This window comes from Pseudomonas sp. P1_C12 (genome assembly GCF_056406435.1).
Map to the genome: position 1 here is coordinate 86,614 of NZ_JBFUAE010000010.1, position 15,585 is coordinate 102,198.

Consider the following 15,585-nt stretch of genomic DNA (forward strand, 5'->3'; position numbering starts at 1 on the left):
ACCTTGAGGCCACAACGGCCATGATCCGGTGCAAACCGGTCTCAAGTCAGCGGGTCCCAGCGTTGCGACCAGTCTTCGTCGGAATCGATAACCTCGCGCAGCAGGTCGAAGGCCCGTTGCAGTGTCGGCGAGTCACGATCGCGCGAATAGACCAGATAGGTCGGGTAGTTGAATTCCGGCGCCTTGGGCACCCGTTCCAGGGCGCCGCTATCCAGATAACTTTGCACGACGCGGGTGCGAAAGTAGCCGCTGCCGCCGTTTTCGAGAAGGTACTGCAGGCCCAGCGGGCCAAGATTGAAGCTCAGCGCCGCCTTGGCTTTTTCCGGCAGGGCGGCGTCGTGCTGGCGTCGGAAGTCAGCGCCCCAATCGATGTACACGTAAGGATCTGGCTTGCCGGCCAGGCGCACGAGAATCAGTTTTTCTTCGAGAATCTGCTCAACCTGCAAACGCGGCCAATACTCGGGCTGATACACCAGCGCGGCATCCAGAACGCCCAACTCCAGTTGACGCAGCAGGTTTTCACCGTCACGGATTTCCATGCGCAAGGCGTGGCTGGGGATGTTTTTACGGATTTCGCCGGCCCAACCGAGCATCAGCGGGTTGCACAGGCTCACTTCGCCACCGATGTGCAGCACATCGCGATAGCCCTCGGGCAATGGCAAATCACGCCGCGCGGCTTCCCAGGTTTGCACCAGTTGATTGGCGTACACCACGAACGCTTCGCCATTGGGTGTCAGGCGGGCTCCGGCGCGGTTGCGCACGAACAGGGTACTGCCCAGTTGGCTTTCGAGTTTCTGCACCCGCGCGGTGATCGCGGTCTGGGTGACATGGAGCTTCTCGGCAGCCGCGGCCAGGCTGCCGTGGCGAACGATTTCGAGGAAGGTGCGGGCGAGGTCGATGTCCATGGGGTGGCCGGTGTTGTAAGTACTCGCATTGTAAGAGCGGATACCTTACTGGTACCACTCATACCCTGTGACAAGCCCCCTCACCACAGGTCGGGATTCAAAACGACGAATCCCGCCACTAAGGGCGGGATTCGTTTGCGGCCTTGCACGCTCCCGAAGCTCGGGAGCCAGGTGCTTACGACGGGAACAGTTCAGACAGTTTCATCGCCAGCATCATGTCGCCTTCAGCGCGCAGTTTGCCGCCCATGAACGCTTGCATGCCGTCAGTCGAACCGTCGACGATGCCTTCCAGGGTTTCGCCGTCCATCACCAGGGTCACCTGGGCGTCCGGGTTCTCGCCTTCCTGCAGTTCGCAGGTCTGGTCCTTGACGATCAGCGAGAAGTTCTTGGAGTCGTCGATGCGGAAACCGAAGACCAGGTCCAGACCGGCAGCAGCGGCTGGGTTGAACTTGGCTTTCATTGCTTGTACGGCGTCGGCTACGGAGGTCATGGTTCGATCCTTTCTTGGGTAATAAGAGCTGGGTGATTACAGCCAGGGTCACAATAGTCCGGACTCAGCGAAACGTGATGAGTTCCGGGGCCTTCAACAGTTGCAGGTGCGCATGAGTGTTGAAGGAAGCCAGGGCCACCTCGCGACCACGAAACTTAAGCTGGTTAAGCGAGGTGTTGACGATTTGCCAGTTCAATTCAAAGGCCTGTCGGGCAGGCATTTGCGTAATCAGGTGGAGCAGGGCAGTAATGGTGCCGCCGGACGTGAACACGGCGATTTTCTGGGTGTTGTCGGCCTGGTCGAGGATGCGGTGCAAGCCGGCCTGGACCCGCTCGACAAAGCCCAGCCAGCTTTCCAGGCCCGGGGTGTCAAAGGTGCCGGCGAGCCAGCGTTCGATGATCAGGGCGAAGATACGCTGGAACTCACCACGGTTTTGCGCGGCATTGCGCAGGATGTTCAGGGCTTCGGGTTCGTCTGGCAGCATGGCCGGCAACAGCGCGCGGATCACCGCATCGGCGTCGAACTCGTTGAAGGCGCAGTCGGTTTCCAGGAGCGGCACCGGCAGGCCCACCGCGGCGAATTGTTCCAGCGCGCTGTTGGCCGTGTGTTGCTGGCGGCGCAGGTCGCCCGCCAGGCAGCGGTCGAAGCTGATGCCGAGTTCGGCCAGGTGCCGGCCAAGGATTTCAGCCTGTCGAATGCCGGTCGGCGACAGGACGTCGTAGTCGTCCGCACCAAAAGAGGCCTGGCCATGTCGAATCAAATAGATGCTGCCCACGTCCGCGTCATCCCGGTGCGTTGAAGGTTTGGCGAGGTTATGAGGATGGCGGTGTACTGTCAATTAAAAAACATACGCTTGTTTGAAATGCCCGTTGCAGGCCTGCTGCCAGAGGTTTCACGGCTGGTCGCAAGGTCGGCGCATGGGTATGCTGGAGGTATCCCGCGCGCGTTCGAGCCGCGCATCGTTTGAGGAGTCCCCGTGGAGTTTTTTTCCGAGTACGCCATTTTTCTGGCCAAGACCGTGACCCTGGTGATCGCCATTCTGGTGGTCCTGGCCAGTTTTGCTGCCTTGCGCAGCAAGGGACGGCGCAAGTCGTCCGGCCAGTTGCAGGTCAGCAAGCTCAATGATTTCTACAAAGGGCTGCGCGAGCGCCTGGAGCAAACCTTGCTCGACAAGGACCAGCTCAAGGCCCTGCGCAAGACGCAGGCTAAAACCGACAAGAAACAGAAGAAAAAAACCGAGGCCAAACCCCGGGTGTTCGTGCTGGATTTCAACGGCGATATCAAGGCTTCGGCCACCGAAAGCCTGCGCCACGAAATCACGGCCTTGCTGACCCTCGCCACACCGAAGGACGAAGTGGTGCTGCGCCTGGAAAGCGGCGGCGGCATGGTTCACAGCTACGGGCTGGCTTCTTCGCAACTGGCGCGCATCCGCGAAGCCGGCGTGCCCTTGACCGTGTGCATCGACAAGGTCGCGGCCAGTGGCGGCTACATGATGGCGTGCATCGGCCAGAAGATCATCAGCGCACCCTTCGCGATCCTCGGCTCGATTGGCGTGGTGGCGCAGTTGCCCAACGTCAATCGCCTGCTGAAAAAGCACGACATCGATTTCGAGGTGCTGACCGCCGGTGAATACAAGCGCACCCTGACCGTGTTTGGCGAAAACACCGAGAAGGGGCGGGAGAAGTTCCAGCAGGATCTGGACATTACCCATCAACTGTTCAAGAACTTCGTGTCGCGCTATCGCCCGCAGCTGGCGATCGATGAAGTGGCCACCGGCGAAATCTGGCTCGGCGTCGCGGCGCTGGACAAGCACTTGGTCGACGAACTCAAGACCAGCGATGAATACCTCGCCGAGCGCGCCAGCAAGTCCGAGCTCTATCACTTGCATTACACCGAACGCAAAAGCCTGCCAGAGCGCATTGGCATGGCCGCCAGCGGCTCGGTCGATCGCGTGCTGCTGAGCTGGTGGAGCCGTTTGACCCAGCAACGCTTCTGGTAAGCCTTTAGCGGGCGTCTGCAACAAGATCAAACCGCGGATTTTTCGCGGTTTTTTTCGCCCGGAATTTCAGGTTTGTCATTTTCCTGTGGCCGCCGCGAAACGTCCTAACTGATCAGCCGAGCATTCCGACTTACGCTTGAGTCGCCGCTGGTTATTCTGGTGATTCCCAATAGTTTGCAATGGAATGCACATGAATAATCACGCCCATGGCGGTGCCCCAACACCCAATGTCCTGATGCACAACGAACTGAAGGCCGCGGTGGAGACCGCACTACCGCAAACTCCCGCTCAGTTTGGCGAGCGCTTGATCAAGGAAAAGTGGGGAGCCGACATTGATCCGCAGGCAGCCCTGCTGGTAACACTCGACTATAACTACCATGGGCATCCTCCAGAGAACGGTATCCATCAGGGGCAGGTGGGGAGTTCCCGCACCCTGATCCAGGCCCTGCTTGGCAATTATCAGACCGTGGGCGACGGGCGCTTCGGCGAAACGGTGTTTGGTCTGTACACACCGCCCGACATCGGGCCGTCGGTGCGCATTGTCGAGAAAGTCGATGAGTTTGCTTATGTGGGCAGCGGTAACCACGACACCTATGAAGGCATTTACCGCGCCACGGTTCCGCAATCCTATGGCCCGCACACGCAAATCAATCTGCGGCCTGCCGATTTCAAACAGTGGGTCTGGGGGTTGTTTCTTTCTGATCGATACCAGGCTTATCTCGATCAGGCCTGGCCGTCGGACGCGGTCATCACTGCTCCCGGTCCTTATGCCCTGAGGACATCGGTCAAGGTCGCTTTCGTCATGGCGGCCCGGCTGCAATATCAAGAACGGTGCCTGTCCCGAAAGGGGCTGGAACTTGCCATGCAAGCCGCCGGGTTGCCCGCCACGCAGACCTGGGAAGCGCTGACGATCGAGCAATTGCAAGCGCCGACAAAAATGCCTCCGGGTGTCGAGGCGAGTCGGTTGAAACTGTACCGTTATACAGCGACGGATATCTGGTGCTTTCAAGAGCGATCAGGTTCCAGGGTGTTGCTGTACATCCCCGGCAATTCTTCGCCATTGCACGAATTCACCGACAGTCGACAGTTGCGCCAATGGATCGTGGCTCAGGGCAGGGGCGCCGATACGAAACATGCATTGGCGGCTCACTTCACCGAAGAGGATCGAGAGGACGGCACCTTTCATGCGGGTGTACTGACCGCGCTGGAGGGCATGGCGATTTATCCCAAAATGCACAGGCTGACGAAGAATGCCGGGTTCTTCAACGATGATGGCCATTGGGATCCGGGCGACTACATCGAGTTTGATCGCTCACCCAGCGCAACCGACCCTTTTGCGCAGTTGGTGAAATCCATGAAGCAAGTCGCCCAGGATAGCGTCAAGACCATCCGCGACGATGCTCAGGTCAACCGTGACAATCTGAGTGCTTTCGTCGAGCCGATTGTGCAATGGATCAACCGGTTCGGGCCACTGGCGTTGTTTGTGCCTGGAGGTGAGGGATTGTTGGTGCTGGCCGGGCTTATTGATGCCGGTTACGGTCTGGATGAGGCAGTCGAGGGGCAAACAGCCAGTGAGCGCTCCGAAGGCGTGACGCGAACTGTGTTCGGCTTGCTCAATGCATTGCCGCTGGTCGGGGCTGTCGCCTCGTTAGAACGCGACGGCGCCGAGGTCGCCGCGCTGACCAGGACCGAGCACGAGACTGGCGAGCCCGATGTGCAACCCGGCGGCAGACCGGCTGGTGATCCGTCCGCTCCTATCGCTGCCTCGGAACCGATCACGCGGATACCGAGTCGTCTGAGCCTGCTGCGAGGGATAGGCGCCCCGGTGGACGCTTTCAGCGATGAGGTCCTGATGCAGATCGGCAAGGTCAGCGATGTCGATGACGACATGCTGCGGATGATCCAGGCCGGTCGTCGACCTGCTCCCGTGTTGGCCGACACCATCAGCCGGTTCAGGATCGATCAGGACGTCGCGCAAGTCATCGATAAAACCCAGGCTGACGCGGCAACTGCGGTCGAAGGCAGTGATTTGCACGAGGCGTTGCAGGCCAGGCGAGTGGAGTTGTTCAACAGTCGTTATCAGGCACTTCAGAATTCGAAGCATGAATGGGTCCGATTGTTTCAACAGCAATATCCCGGGCTGCCGAAAAGTGCGGTGGAGCAGATGCTTGATCGCTATGGAGTAGAACTGACGGCGACGCCGGATGAGATCCAGGCCAGGGAACTATTCAGGCAATTGGATAGCAAAGCCCGCCAGTACCAGCGGCATGTGCGCCTCACTCGTGCTTACGAAGGCCTTTATCTGCGGTCGGTGGCCCATTCCGATTCGGACACGCTGGCTTTGCACTCACTGAGGAACCTGCCCGGATGGCCGAAAAACCTGCGAGTCGAGGTGCTCGATGGCTCGTCGCAAGGCCGGGTGCTGGATCGTTGCGGTTCCCTCGATGCCGCTTATTGTCGACGCTTGATCAAAGTCGGCAACCATTATCAATACTTCGACGTACCCACCCAAACCCTCTTGCAAACAGATTTTTACGGGGCTGTCATCGGTGCATTGTCCGAGGACGAGCGTGCGGCGCTGCAGTTGCAGTCGCTGAACCCGGCCAACGAGCTGAAGCTCAATCTCCGTGACCGTGCGCTATCACGCTCCGAGTTCGGCCTGGGTCTGGGCAGAATGGACGGGGGGCTACCCTTCGAAATGCAAGGCTTGAGGGGCGGCGGCTTCCCAACCACCCCGCAGGCCGCAGCGTTGACCCACGAAATGCTGAGGTTGCAAGTCAGGGACCTCTATCCCGACTTCGGCAACGCGCAGGCCGATGAATGGCTGCAACAGGCCGGAGAAAGCGTTCAGTCGCAGCTCGATGGATTGAAGCAACAATTTGAGCAATTGAGTACGGATTTGACGGGGTGGATCGACCAGGCCCTGCAGGATCTCGATGACATGGACATCGACTTTCTGGCCGCTGACGACGAGGACGCCGTGGGCATGACTCACGCGCAAATCGCGGAGCATAACGTCGCGTTGCTGCAGCACACGATAGAGTACGAGCGCGAGACCCGGATGGAACTGGCTGACGAGTTGATCGCTATCTGGCAAAAGTGTCCGCCACAGGCCAATCGTCTTTATTCCGGGGAGACGTTAACGGGATACAAACTGGATCTGGACTTCGAGGACTACCACCGCTTGCCGGTCATGAGCGTCAGGTTCAACGAGGTGATCGAATTGTCGATGCGCGGATTCCATCTGATTGAACTAGAGAGCTTGAACGGCTTCCTTGAGTCTTTCCCCAATCTGCGCGTCTTGAATCTGGAAAGAGTCGATCTGCGGCTGCCTGATGCAATAGGGGGGCTGGAGGGAGGTGTTCTGCCGCCGGCGATTGTGCGAATGCGCCATCTCACGACGCTGAATCTGAAAGCCACGTTTCTGCAATTCAGGGAGAACACGGCGTCGCAACTGTGTGACTTGATCAACTTGCAATCACTGGATTTAAGTGGAAACCCCTTGGGTGTTCCGCCGGTGTTGCTAGGGATGAACGAACTGCTGAGGAGTACAGGGATCAGTAGGTGCCCGATCGGAATTCAGGACGAGCCCTACCTGATGCTGCTGGACCTGAGCGATAACCGAATCACCCGGGTTCCGCCAACGGTGCTGAGCCAGGCCGTCGCCCGGGATCGGGTGAAACTCTGGGGCAACCCGTTGACGGACGAGGACACGTTGCGGCGCTTGGTCGATCATCGGCAACGCACCGGGATCAACCTGTGGTTGAGTACGCCAGGAGCCGCCTATGGCAATCCGGTTGCGTGGTTGCGGGAGGGTGACGAAGCACTGCGGCAAACCAGGCGAACGATATGGCAGCAATTGGCGGTCAAACCGTCAGGCGGTCATTTCCTGAGGGTCATCGACGGGCTCAGTCTGACGGCGGACTTTCAGGTCGACTATCTGGTATTGCAAGCGAGAGTCTGGCGACTGTTGAACGAGGCGCAGGCGTCGGACGAGTTGTGGGGCTGGCTGAACCGGTTTGTCGAAGGCGCAGCGATCGATGCTGAAAATCCGCTGGGAGTTTTCACCTCGCTGGAAGATCGGGCCAGGCTTTACCGCGATTGGGTAACGATGGGGCGGCCGTTTCCGTTGATTACCGAACAGGCCTAGAGGATGGCCTTGAACCCCGTAAAGGGTTCAAGGCCTGGACATCAACGACGACGGAACAGCGGCAGCGGTTCGTCGGCAGCGGCCTGATAGGTCACCGAGAAGTCCTTGAGACCTTCCAGGGCTTCGTGCGGATCTTTGTCGGGGCGAATGGCGAACGCGTCGAAACCACAGCGGTGCATGTAGAACAACTGATCGCGCAGCACATCACCAATTGCCCGCAGTTCACCTTTGAAACCATAACGGTCACGCAGCAGGCGGGCGTTGGAGTAGTTGCGGCCATCGGTGAACGCCGGGAAGTTCAAGGCGATGACCTGAAAACTGGCCACGTCTTCACCGATTTCCTCGGCCTCTTCATCGGCGTCCAGCCAGATGCCCAGGCCGCCGTCGCGGGCCAGGAGCATACGGCTGTGTTCGCGCCACAGCTGCAACGGCACGATGAGGTCGTCACAGTTGCTGATCTCGTCGATGTTGAAATCCTTGGGCAGCAGGTGCCAGGTCTCGTCGACGACCTCGTTGTTCTTAATTATTCGCTGCATAGACACGCTCCTTGAAGAGGTCGATGCCAATACGCTGATAGGTGTCGATGAAGCGTTCGTCTTCGGTACGTTGTTCGATGTACACGTCGATCAGCTTTTCGATCACGTCAGGCATGGCTTCCTGGGCAAAGGACGGGCCGAGGATCTTGCCCAGGCTGGCGTCACGGCTGGCGCTGCCGCCGAGGGAAACCTGGTAGAACTCCTCGCCTTTCTTGTCCACCCCGAGAATCCCGATGTGGCCGACGTGGTGGTGACCACAGGCGTTCATGCAACCGGAGATGTTCAGGTCCAGCTCGCCGATGTCGAACAGGTAATCCAGGTCGTCGAAGCGGCGCTGGATCGACTCGGCGATCGGGATTGACTTGGCGTTGGCCAGGGAGCAGAAGTCGCCGCCCGGACAGCAGATGATGTCGGTCAGCAAACCGATGTTCGGCGTGGCGAAACCTTGCTCGCGCAATTCGCCCCACAGGGTGAACAGCTTGTCCTGCTCGACGTCGGCCAGGATGATGTTCTGCTCGTGAGAGGTGCGCAGTTGACCGAAGCTGTAACGGTCGGCCAGGTCGGCCACGGCGTCGAGCTGTTTGTCGGTGATGTCGCCCGGTGCAACGCCGGTAGGCTTGAGGGACAAGGTCACGGCCACGTAGCCCGGCTTCTTGTGGGCCAGGGTATTGCGCACGCGCCAGCGGGCAAAGCCCGGATGCTGCTGGTCGAGCTCGGCCAGTACGGCTGCCTGGTTTTCCAGGGCCTTGTAGTCCGGGTCGACGAAATGTTTGGCGACGCGCTGCACTTCGGCTTCGGTCAATGTGGTCTGTCCACCGCGCAGGTGTTCCATTTCCGCATCGACTTTTTGCGCGAAGACTTCAGGCGTCAGCGCTTTCACCAGAATCTTGATCCGCGCCTTGTACTTGTTGTCGCGACGGCCATAGCGGTTGTAGACCCGCAGGATGGCGTCGAGGTAGCTCAACAGGTCTTGCCACGGCAGGAATTCATTGATGAACGCGCCCACGACCGGCGTACGGCCCAGGCCACCACCGACCAGCACGCGGAAACCCAGTTCGCCGGCGGCGTTGTGCACCGGCTCAAGGCCAATGTCGTGGACTTCGATGGCGGCGCGGTCGGAGGTAGAACCGTTGACGGCGATCTTGAACTTGCGCGGTAGATAAGCGAATTCCGGGTGGAACGTGGTCCACTGGCGGACGATCTCGCACCATGGGCGCGGGTCGATCAGCTCATCGAAGGCCACACCGGCGAACTGGTCGGTGGTGACGTTGCGCAGGCAATTGCCACTGGTCTGGATCGCATGCATCTGCACGGTCGCGAGTTCAGCCAGGATGTCCGGGATGTCTTCCACGGCCGGCCAGTTGAACTGCACGTTCTGCCGGGTACTGATGTGGGCGTAGCCCTTGTCGTAGTCGCGGGCAATTTTGGCCATCATTCGCATCTGGCGCGAAGTCAGTTGGCCGTAAGGCACGGCGACTCGCAACATCGGCGCGAAACGCTGGATATAAAGGCCATTTTGCAGGCGCAGGGGGCGGAATTCTTCTTCGCTCAGCTCGCCTGCCAGATAGCGTCGGGTCTGATCACGGAACTGCTTGACGCGGTCCTCGATGATCCGCTGATCGTATTCGTCGTATACGTACATATAAGTCCTGTTCTCAGGCTTGGGCCGGTCGGAAACAGCGGCGTTTTTTGGCTTGCTGGCGTCCGATAAAACCTCGGCAATTCTGCGCGCACGGCCGCGCACTCCCAACGGAGCCGGGGCAAGATACCAGTTTGCAGTTATGCGTAAAAGTGATGTTTGAGCATATGTAAAGAACCAAATCGCCTAATGAGAATCTTTGTTGCAAAGCCCCTGTTTGTGGTGCGGGCAATCGTCGTCTTTACTCTGCTCGAGTCTTTATGCAATCACCGATAAAACCGACAAGAGGCGATGCAATGAGCAACCCAACCAAAGCACGGAAAAGCGATAGCACCGTTGATGCCTGGGCAATTTTGTTCCTGATCATTCTGGTCGTGGGGACGGCGGTTTTCTGGGTCAGCCATCAGTAAACGACCCCGTCCGGGCCCGGTTCCGACGATTGTCTGACAAAAACCGGAAAAATCGCCGTTTTACGGAGGTTCGCTGGATATAATCCGCGGCGAATTTGCGGGGGCTCGGACGATCGATGTTAAAATTTTTCTGTGGTGCCGTGCTGGCGCTGGCTACGGTCTGGGCACCGTGTGTCCAGGCGGCGTCCGTATTGTTCCTCAATCCAGGGACCACCCAAGAGACGTTCTGGGTCAGTTACTCGCAATTCATGCAGGCCGCGGCCAAGGACCTGGGCATGGATTTGCACATCCAGTATTCCGAGCGAAACGCTGAAACCACACTCAAACAGGCCCGCGAAGCCCTGCAAGGGCCGAATCGACCGGACTATCTGGTGTTCGTCAACGAACTGTACGTTGCGCCCGAAATCCTGCGTCTGGCTCAAGGCAGCGGTGTGAAGCTGTTTCTGGTCAACAACGGCCTGACCGCAGACCAGGTGCGCTTGCTCAGCGCTCAGCCGGACAAGTATTCCGACTGGTTGGGCAGCCTGGTGCCCAACAATGAGGAGGGCGGCTACTTGATGCTCAAGCAGCTGATTCGCCTGCATCGCCCGGTCGTGCCCGGTCAGGCCATTGATCTGGTGGCCTTTTCCGGCCTGAAGAACACGCCAGCCGCGCAACAGCGTGAGAAGGGCATGATGCGGGCATTGGCCGAACACCCTGAAGTGCGGTTGCGCCAGTTGGTCTATGGCAGCTGGACCCGCGAGCGCGCCTATGAACAGGCCAGGTTATTGTTCAAGCGTTATCCGCAAACGTCGCTGGTCTGGTCGGCCAACGATGAAATGGCCTTTGGCGCCATGCAGGCTTATGCCGAAACCGGAGGCCAGCCCGGCAAGGACGTGCTGTTCAGTGCCATCAACAATTCACCGGCCGCGTTACAGGCGCTGTTGGATGGGCGGTTGAGTGTGCTGTTGGGCGGCCACTTCACTCTGGGTGGTTGGGCGCTGGTGCAACTGCATGACTACGACCAGGGGGTGGATGTCAGCCAGTACGGTGGGCGCGACCGGCAGATTCCGTTGTTGCAGCTGATCGATCACGCACAAGCCAAGCGATTGCTGGCTTTGAGCTCAACTCAGGATTACGGTGTGGATTTCCAGAAACTCTCGGCCAAGGGGCGACCGACGTCCTGGCGCTACCCGTTCGGCCTGCAAGCCCTGATGCACTGAGTCGGTTCAGATACCCGCCAGGTGCAACACCAGTTTGACGATGCCAAACAGTGTCAACGCGAACACTGCCGTGAACAGAATGCCCAGAATCACGAAATGACTCGGCTTGCCGTGAGTGAAGTCGCGCGCCCGGTTCTTCCCGCTCTGTACTCCGAACGCCGCCGCCATGACGCTCTGCAGCATCTGCCAGAAAGTGGGCGGTTTGTTGTTGTCGGCTGGATCGTCCATAAATTCCTCGTCACCCTGTGTCAGAGGTAAGCATAGACAATACAAAAAAGATCGTCCGAACGCGGCCCGAGCCTTCGGCAGCTCCTACAGGGTTATGTGTACGCCTGTAGGAGCTGCCGAAGGCTCGGGCCGCGTTCGGACGATCTTTTGATTTTGCTTGATCTTAGTTGTCGTAACCCAGGTTCGGCGCCAGCCAACGCTCGGTTACGCTCAGCTCCTGACCTTTACGCGAGGTGTAGCTCTGCACCTGGTCCTTGTCGATCTTGCCCACGGCAAAGTATTGCGCCTGCGGGTGAGCGAAGTACCAACCGCTGACCGCCGCTGCCGGGAACATCGCATAGTGTTCGGTGAGGAACACGCCGCTGCGGCCTGCGCGCATTTCTTCGGCTTCTGGATCGAGCAGCTTGAACAGCTGGGCTTTCTCGGTGTGGTCCGGGCAGGCCGGGTAGCCCGGTGCCGGACGGATGCCGGTGTATTGCTCCTTGATCAGTGCCTCGTTATCCAGCGCCTCATCCTTGGCATAACCCCAGTAGTCTTTACGCACCTGCTGGTGCAGCCACTCGGCACACGCCTCGGCCAGGCGGTCGGCCAGGGCCTTGACCATGATCGAGTTGTAGTCGTCGCCCGCATCCTGATAGGCCTTGGCGACCTCTTCGGCACCGATCCCCGCGGTGGTGATGAAGCCACCCACGTAGTCGGTCACTTCACTGTCTTTGGGCGCCACGAAGTCGGCCAGGGAGAAGTTCGGCTTGCCGTCGGTCTTGATGATCTGTTGACGCAAGTGGTGCAGCTTGGCCATTGGCTTGCCGTCATCGCCATAGAGCTCGATGTCGTCGTCATGCACCTGGTTGGCCGGCCAGAAGCCAAACACCGCGCGGGCGCTGATCAGTTTCTCGTCGATCAGTTTGGTGAGCATTTCCCGGGCATCTTTGTACAGCGAGGTGGCAGCTTCACCGACCACTTCGTCCTGGAGGATGCGCGGGAACTTGCCGGCCAGGTCCCAGGATATGAAAAACGGCGTCCAGTCGATGTATTCGGCCAGAACGTTGAGGTCGATGTTGTCCAGCACCCGCGTACCGGTGAAAGTCGGTTTGACCGGCGTGTAGCTCGCCCAGTCGAATTGCGGCTTCTTGGCGACGGCCGCGCCGTAGCTCAGGCGTTCGGTGCGGGCGCTGCGGTTGGCAGTGCGCTCGCGAACCTCAATGTAGTCCAGGCGGGTTTTCTCGACGAAGCCGGCCTTGAGTTCCTTGGACAGCAACTGGGTCGCCACGCCCACGGCGCGGGAGGCGTCGGTGACGTAGATCACCGCGTCGTTGCTGTACTTCGGCTCGATCTTCACCGCCGTGTGCGCCTTGGAGGTGGTCGCGCCACCGATCATCAACGGCAGGTGGAAGTCCTGACGCTGCATTTCGCGGGCGACGTGGACCATTTCATCCAGCGACGGGGTGATCAGGCCGGACAGGCCGATGATGTCGCACTTCTGTTCCTTGGCCACTTGCAGGATTTTTTCCGCCGGGACCATCACGCCGAGGTCGACGATGTCATAGCCGTTGCAACCCAGCACTACGCCAACGATGTTCTTGCCGATGTCGTGCACGTCGCCTTTCACGGTCGCCATCAGGATCTTGCCCTTGGCCTGCGGCTTGTCGCCTTTTTCCAGTTCGATGAACGGGATCAGATGCGCCACGGCCTGCTTCATCACCCGAGCGGATTTCACCACCTGAGGCAGGAACATTTTACCGGCGCCGAACAGGTCGCCGACGATGTTCATGCCGGCCATCAACGGGCCTTCGATCACTTCGATCGGGCGGCTGAAGGACAGGCGTGATTCTTCGGTGTCTTCAACGATGTGGGTGGTGATGCCTTTGACCAGCGCATGCTCCAGACGCTTGTTGACGTCCCAGTTGCGCCACTCTTCGGTCTCGGCTTCCTTGACGCTGCCGTCGCCCTTGTACTTGTCGGCGATGGCGAGGAGGGCGTCGGTGCCTTCCGGGGTGCGGTTGAGGATCACGTCTTCCACGGCGTCGCGCAGCTCCACCGGGATCTGGTCGTAGATCTCCAGTTGGCCGGCGTTGACGATACCCATGGTCAGGCCGTTACGGATCGCATACAGCAGGAACACCGAGTGAATCGCCTCGCGCACCGGGTTGTTGCCACGGAACGAGAACGACACGTTGGACACGCCGCCGGAGGTCAGGGCGTACGGCAGTTCGTCACGGATGTAGGCACAGGCGTTGATGAAGTCCACAGCATAGTTGTTGTGTTCTTCGATGCCGGTGGCCACGGCGAAGATGTTCGGGTCGAAAATGATGTCTTCCGGCGGGAAGCCGACTTCGTTGACCAGAATGTCGTAGGAGCGTTTGCAGATTTCCTTCTTGCGCGCTTCGGTGTCGGCCTGGCCGGCTTCGTCGAAGGCCATCACCACCACGGCGGCGCCGTAGCGCTTGCACAGCTTGGCGTGATGGATGAACTGCTCGACGCCTTCTTTCATGCTGATCGAGTTGACGATGCCCTTGCCCTGGATGCACTTGAGGCCGGCTTCGATCACTTCCCACTTCGAGGAGTCGATCATGATCGGGACGCGGGAGATGTCCGGTTCGCCGGCGATCAGATTGAGGAAGGTCACCATGGCCTTCTTCGAATCGAGCATCCCTTCGTCCATGTTGATGTCGATCACCTGGGCGCCGGCTTCGACCTGCTGCAGGGCGACTTCCAGGGCTTCGGTGTAGTTGTCTTCGCGGATCAGGCGGGCGAACTTGGCGGAGCCGGTGATATTGGTGCGCTCGCCGACGTTGACGAACAGCGAGCTGCGATCGATGGTGAACGGCTCAAGGCCCGAGAGGCGGCACGCCTTGGGAATGTCCGGAATCTCGCGCGGCGCATAACCGGCCACAGCCTTGGCGATGGCTTCGATGTGGCCCGGCGTGGTGCCGCAGCAACCGCCGACGATGTTGAGGAAGCCGCTCTGGGCGAATTCTTCGATGACCTTGGCGGTTTCCGACGGCAATTCGTCGTACTCGCCGAATTCGTTCGGCAGGCCGGCGTTCGGGTGCGCGGAAACGTGGGTGTTGGCCTTGTTCGACAGCTCTTCGAGGTACGGGCGCAATTCGCGGGCGCCGAGGGCGCAGTTCAAACCGACGGAAATCGGCTTGGCGTGGGCCACGGAGTTCCAGAACGCTTCGGTGGTCTGGCCCGACAGGGTGCGGCCCGAGGCGTCGGTGATGGTGCCGGAAATCATGATCGGCAACTCAATGCCCAACTCCTCGAACACGCCCTGGACGGCGAAGATCGCCGCCTTGGCGTTCAGGGTGTCGAAAATGGTTTCGATCAGGATCAGGTCGGCGCCGCCTTCGATCAGGCCTTTGGTGGATTCGGTGTAGTTCTCCACCAGTTCATCGAAGGTCACGTTGCGGTAGCCGGGGTTGTTCACGTCCGGGGACAACGAGCAGGTGCGACTTGTAGGACCGAGCACGCCGGCAACGAAGCGCGGCTTGTCCGGGGTTTCCAGGGTCTTGGCGTCGGCGACCTTGCGCGCCAGGCGTGCGCCTTCTACGTTTAACTCATACGCCAGGCCTTGCATGCCATAGTCAGCCAGAGAGATCTGGGTGGCGTTGAAGGTGTTGGTTTCCAGAATGTCGGCGCCGGCGTCCAGGTAGGCTTTTTCAATGCCGCCAATCACATCCGGGCGAGTCAGTACCAACAGGTCGTTGTTGCCTTTGACATCGCTCGGCCAGTCAGCGAAGCGTTTGCCACGGTAATCCTGCTCTTCGAGCTTGTAGCTCTGGATCATCGTGCCCATACCGCCATCGAGAATCAGGATGCGCTCTTTGAGGGCGTGCTTGAGAGCTTGAAGGCGAACGCTGCGATCGGACATTTGGACTACTCGGTAAGACCATGACGAAGGGCCGGGATGATAGCAAACCTGTGCGCTTTTGGAGCAAGACTCGAATTTGCATGAATATCGTTCATGTTGGCAAGGATGACAGACCGGTAGAATCGCGGCGTTTTTCCAGGATTCAGGACCAG

10 protein-coding genes are annotated in these 15,585 nt (G+C 59.4%); 3 read left to right on the forward strand and 7 right to left on the reverse strand.

Annotated features, from left to right (window positions below):
- Nucleotides 1–41: 41 nt before the first annotated feature.
- The 3 genes from AC1D19_RS18310 to AC1D19_RS18320 all read right to left on the reverse strand — a co-directional run bounded on the left by AC1D19_RS18310 (nt 42) and on the right by AC1D19_RS18320 (nt 2,170).
- Entirely contained in the window at nt 42–905 is an 864-nt protein-coding gene (locus AC1D19_RS18310; RefSeq protein ID WP_477755528.1) for a LysR family transcriptional regulator, read from the reverse strand.
- Nucleotides 906–1,080: 175 nt separating this feature from the next.
- Entirely contained in the window at nt 1,081–1,395 is a 315-nt protein-coding gene (locus AC1D19_RS18315; RefSeq protein ID WP_477755527.1) for an SCP2 sterol-binding domain-containing protein, read from the reverse strand.
- 64 nt (nt 1,396–1,459) lie between these two features.
- Nucleotides 1,460–2,170, reverse strand: a complete 711-nt coding sequence (locus AC1D19_RS18320) for a histidine phosphatase family protein (RefSeq protein WP_477764022.1) — start codon at nt 2,168–2,170, stop codon at nt 1,460–1,462.
- Between the two features lie 201 nt (nt 2,171–2,371).
- Between AC1D19_RS18320 and sohB the strand changes: the two genes are divergently transcribed.
- Nucleotides 2,372–3,394, forward strand: coding sequence for a protease SohB (sohB, locus tag AC1D19_RS18325; RefSeq protein WP_477755525.1), 1,023 nt, complete (start codon nt 2,372–2,374; stop codon nt 3,392–3,394).
- Nucleotides 3,395–3,584: 190 nt separating this feature from the next.
- The gene (locus AC1D19_RS18330; RefSeq protein ID WP_477764023.1) at nt 3,585–7,544 is read left to right on the forward strand and encodes a dermonecrotic toxin domain-containing protein; all 3,960 of its coding nucleotides are present in this window, start codon (nt 3,585–3,587) and stop codon (nt 7,542–7,544) included.
- 41 nt (nt 7,545–7,585) lie between these two features.
- Here the strand turns inward: AC1D19_RS18330 and AC1D19_RS18335 are convergent, their stop codons facing one another.
- Both AC1D19_RS18335 and AC1D19_RS18340 read right to left on the reverse strand, forming a co-directional pair.
- On the reverse strand, nt 7,586–8,080 hold the full coding sequence (locus tag AC1D19_RS18335; RefSeq protein ID WP_477764024.1) for a DUF934 domain-containing protein: 495 nt from the start codon (nt 8,078–8,080) through the stop codon (nt 7,586–7,588).
- Complete coding sequence (locus tag AC1D19_RS18340; protein WP_477764025.1) at nt 8,064–9,722, reverse strand: nitrite/sulfite reductase; 1,659 nt, start codon at nt 9,720–9,722, stop codon at nt 8,064–8,066. The genes AC1D19_RS18335 and AC1D19_RS18340 overlap by 17 nt, the downstream gene beginning before the upstream one ends.
- A 523-nt stretch (nt 9,723–10,245) precedes the next feature.
- On the opposite strand from AC1D19_RS18340, the gene AC1D19_RS18345 reads away from it, so the two are divergent.
- Complete coding sequence (locus tag AC1D19_RS18345; protein ID WP_477764026.1) at nt 10,246–11,331, forward strand: ABC transporter substrate-binding protein; 1,086 nt, start codon at nt 10,246–10,248, stop codon at nt 11,329–11,331.
- 6 nt (nt 11,332–11,337) lie between these two features.
- Here AC1D19_RS18345 and AC1D19_RS18350 read toward each other — a convergent pair whose 3' ends face one another.
- A complete protein-coding gene (locus AC1D19_RS18350) occupies nt 11,338–11,559 on the reverse strand; it encodes a DUF2970 domain-containing protein (RefSeq protein ID WP_477755521.1) in 222 nt (73 codons plus the stop codon).
- A gap of 163 nt (nt 11,560–11,722) precedes the next feature.
- Nucleotides 11,723–15,433, reverse strand: a complete 3,711-nt coding sequence (metH, locus tag AC1D19_RS18355; protein WP_477764027.1) for a methionine synthase — start codon at nt 15,431–15,433, stop codon at nt 11,723–11,725.
- Nucleotides 15,434–15,585 lie beyond the last annotated feature (152 nt).

Coding starts and splice junctions, on each gene's coding strand:
- AC1D19_RS18335 (WP_477764024.1), bottom strand. CDS start 8,080: ATGCAGCGAATAATTAAGAACAACGAGGTCGTCGACGAGACCTGGCAC.
- AC1D19_RS18315 (WP_477755527.1), bottom strand. CDS start 1,395: ATGACCTCCGTAGCCGACGCCGTACAAGCAATGAAAGCCAAGTTCAAC.
- AC1D19_RS18345 (WP_477764026.1), top strand. CDS start 10,246: ATGTTAAAATTTTTCTGTGGTGCCGTGCTGGCGCTGGCTACGGTCTGG.
- AC1D19_RS18350 (WP_477755521.1), bottom strand. CDS start 11,559: ATGGACGATCCAGCCGACAACAACAAACCGCCCACTTTCTGGCAGATG.
- AC1D19_RS18340 (WP_477764025.1), bottom strand. CDS start 9,722: ATGTACGTATACGACGAATACGATCAGCGGATCATCGAGGACCGCGTC.
- metH (WP_477764027.1), bottom strand. CDS start 15,433: ATGTCCGATCGCAGCGTTCGCCTTCAAGCTCTCAAGCACGCCCTCAAA.
- AC1D19_RS18310 (WP_477755528.1), bottom strand. CDS start 905: ATGGACATCGACCTCGCCCGCACCTTCCTCGAAATCGTTCGCCACGGC.
- AC1D19_RS18330 (WP_477764023.1), top strand. CDS start 3,585: ATGAATAATCACGCCCATGGCGGTGCCCCAACACCCAATGTCCTGATG.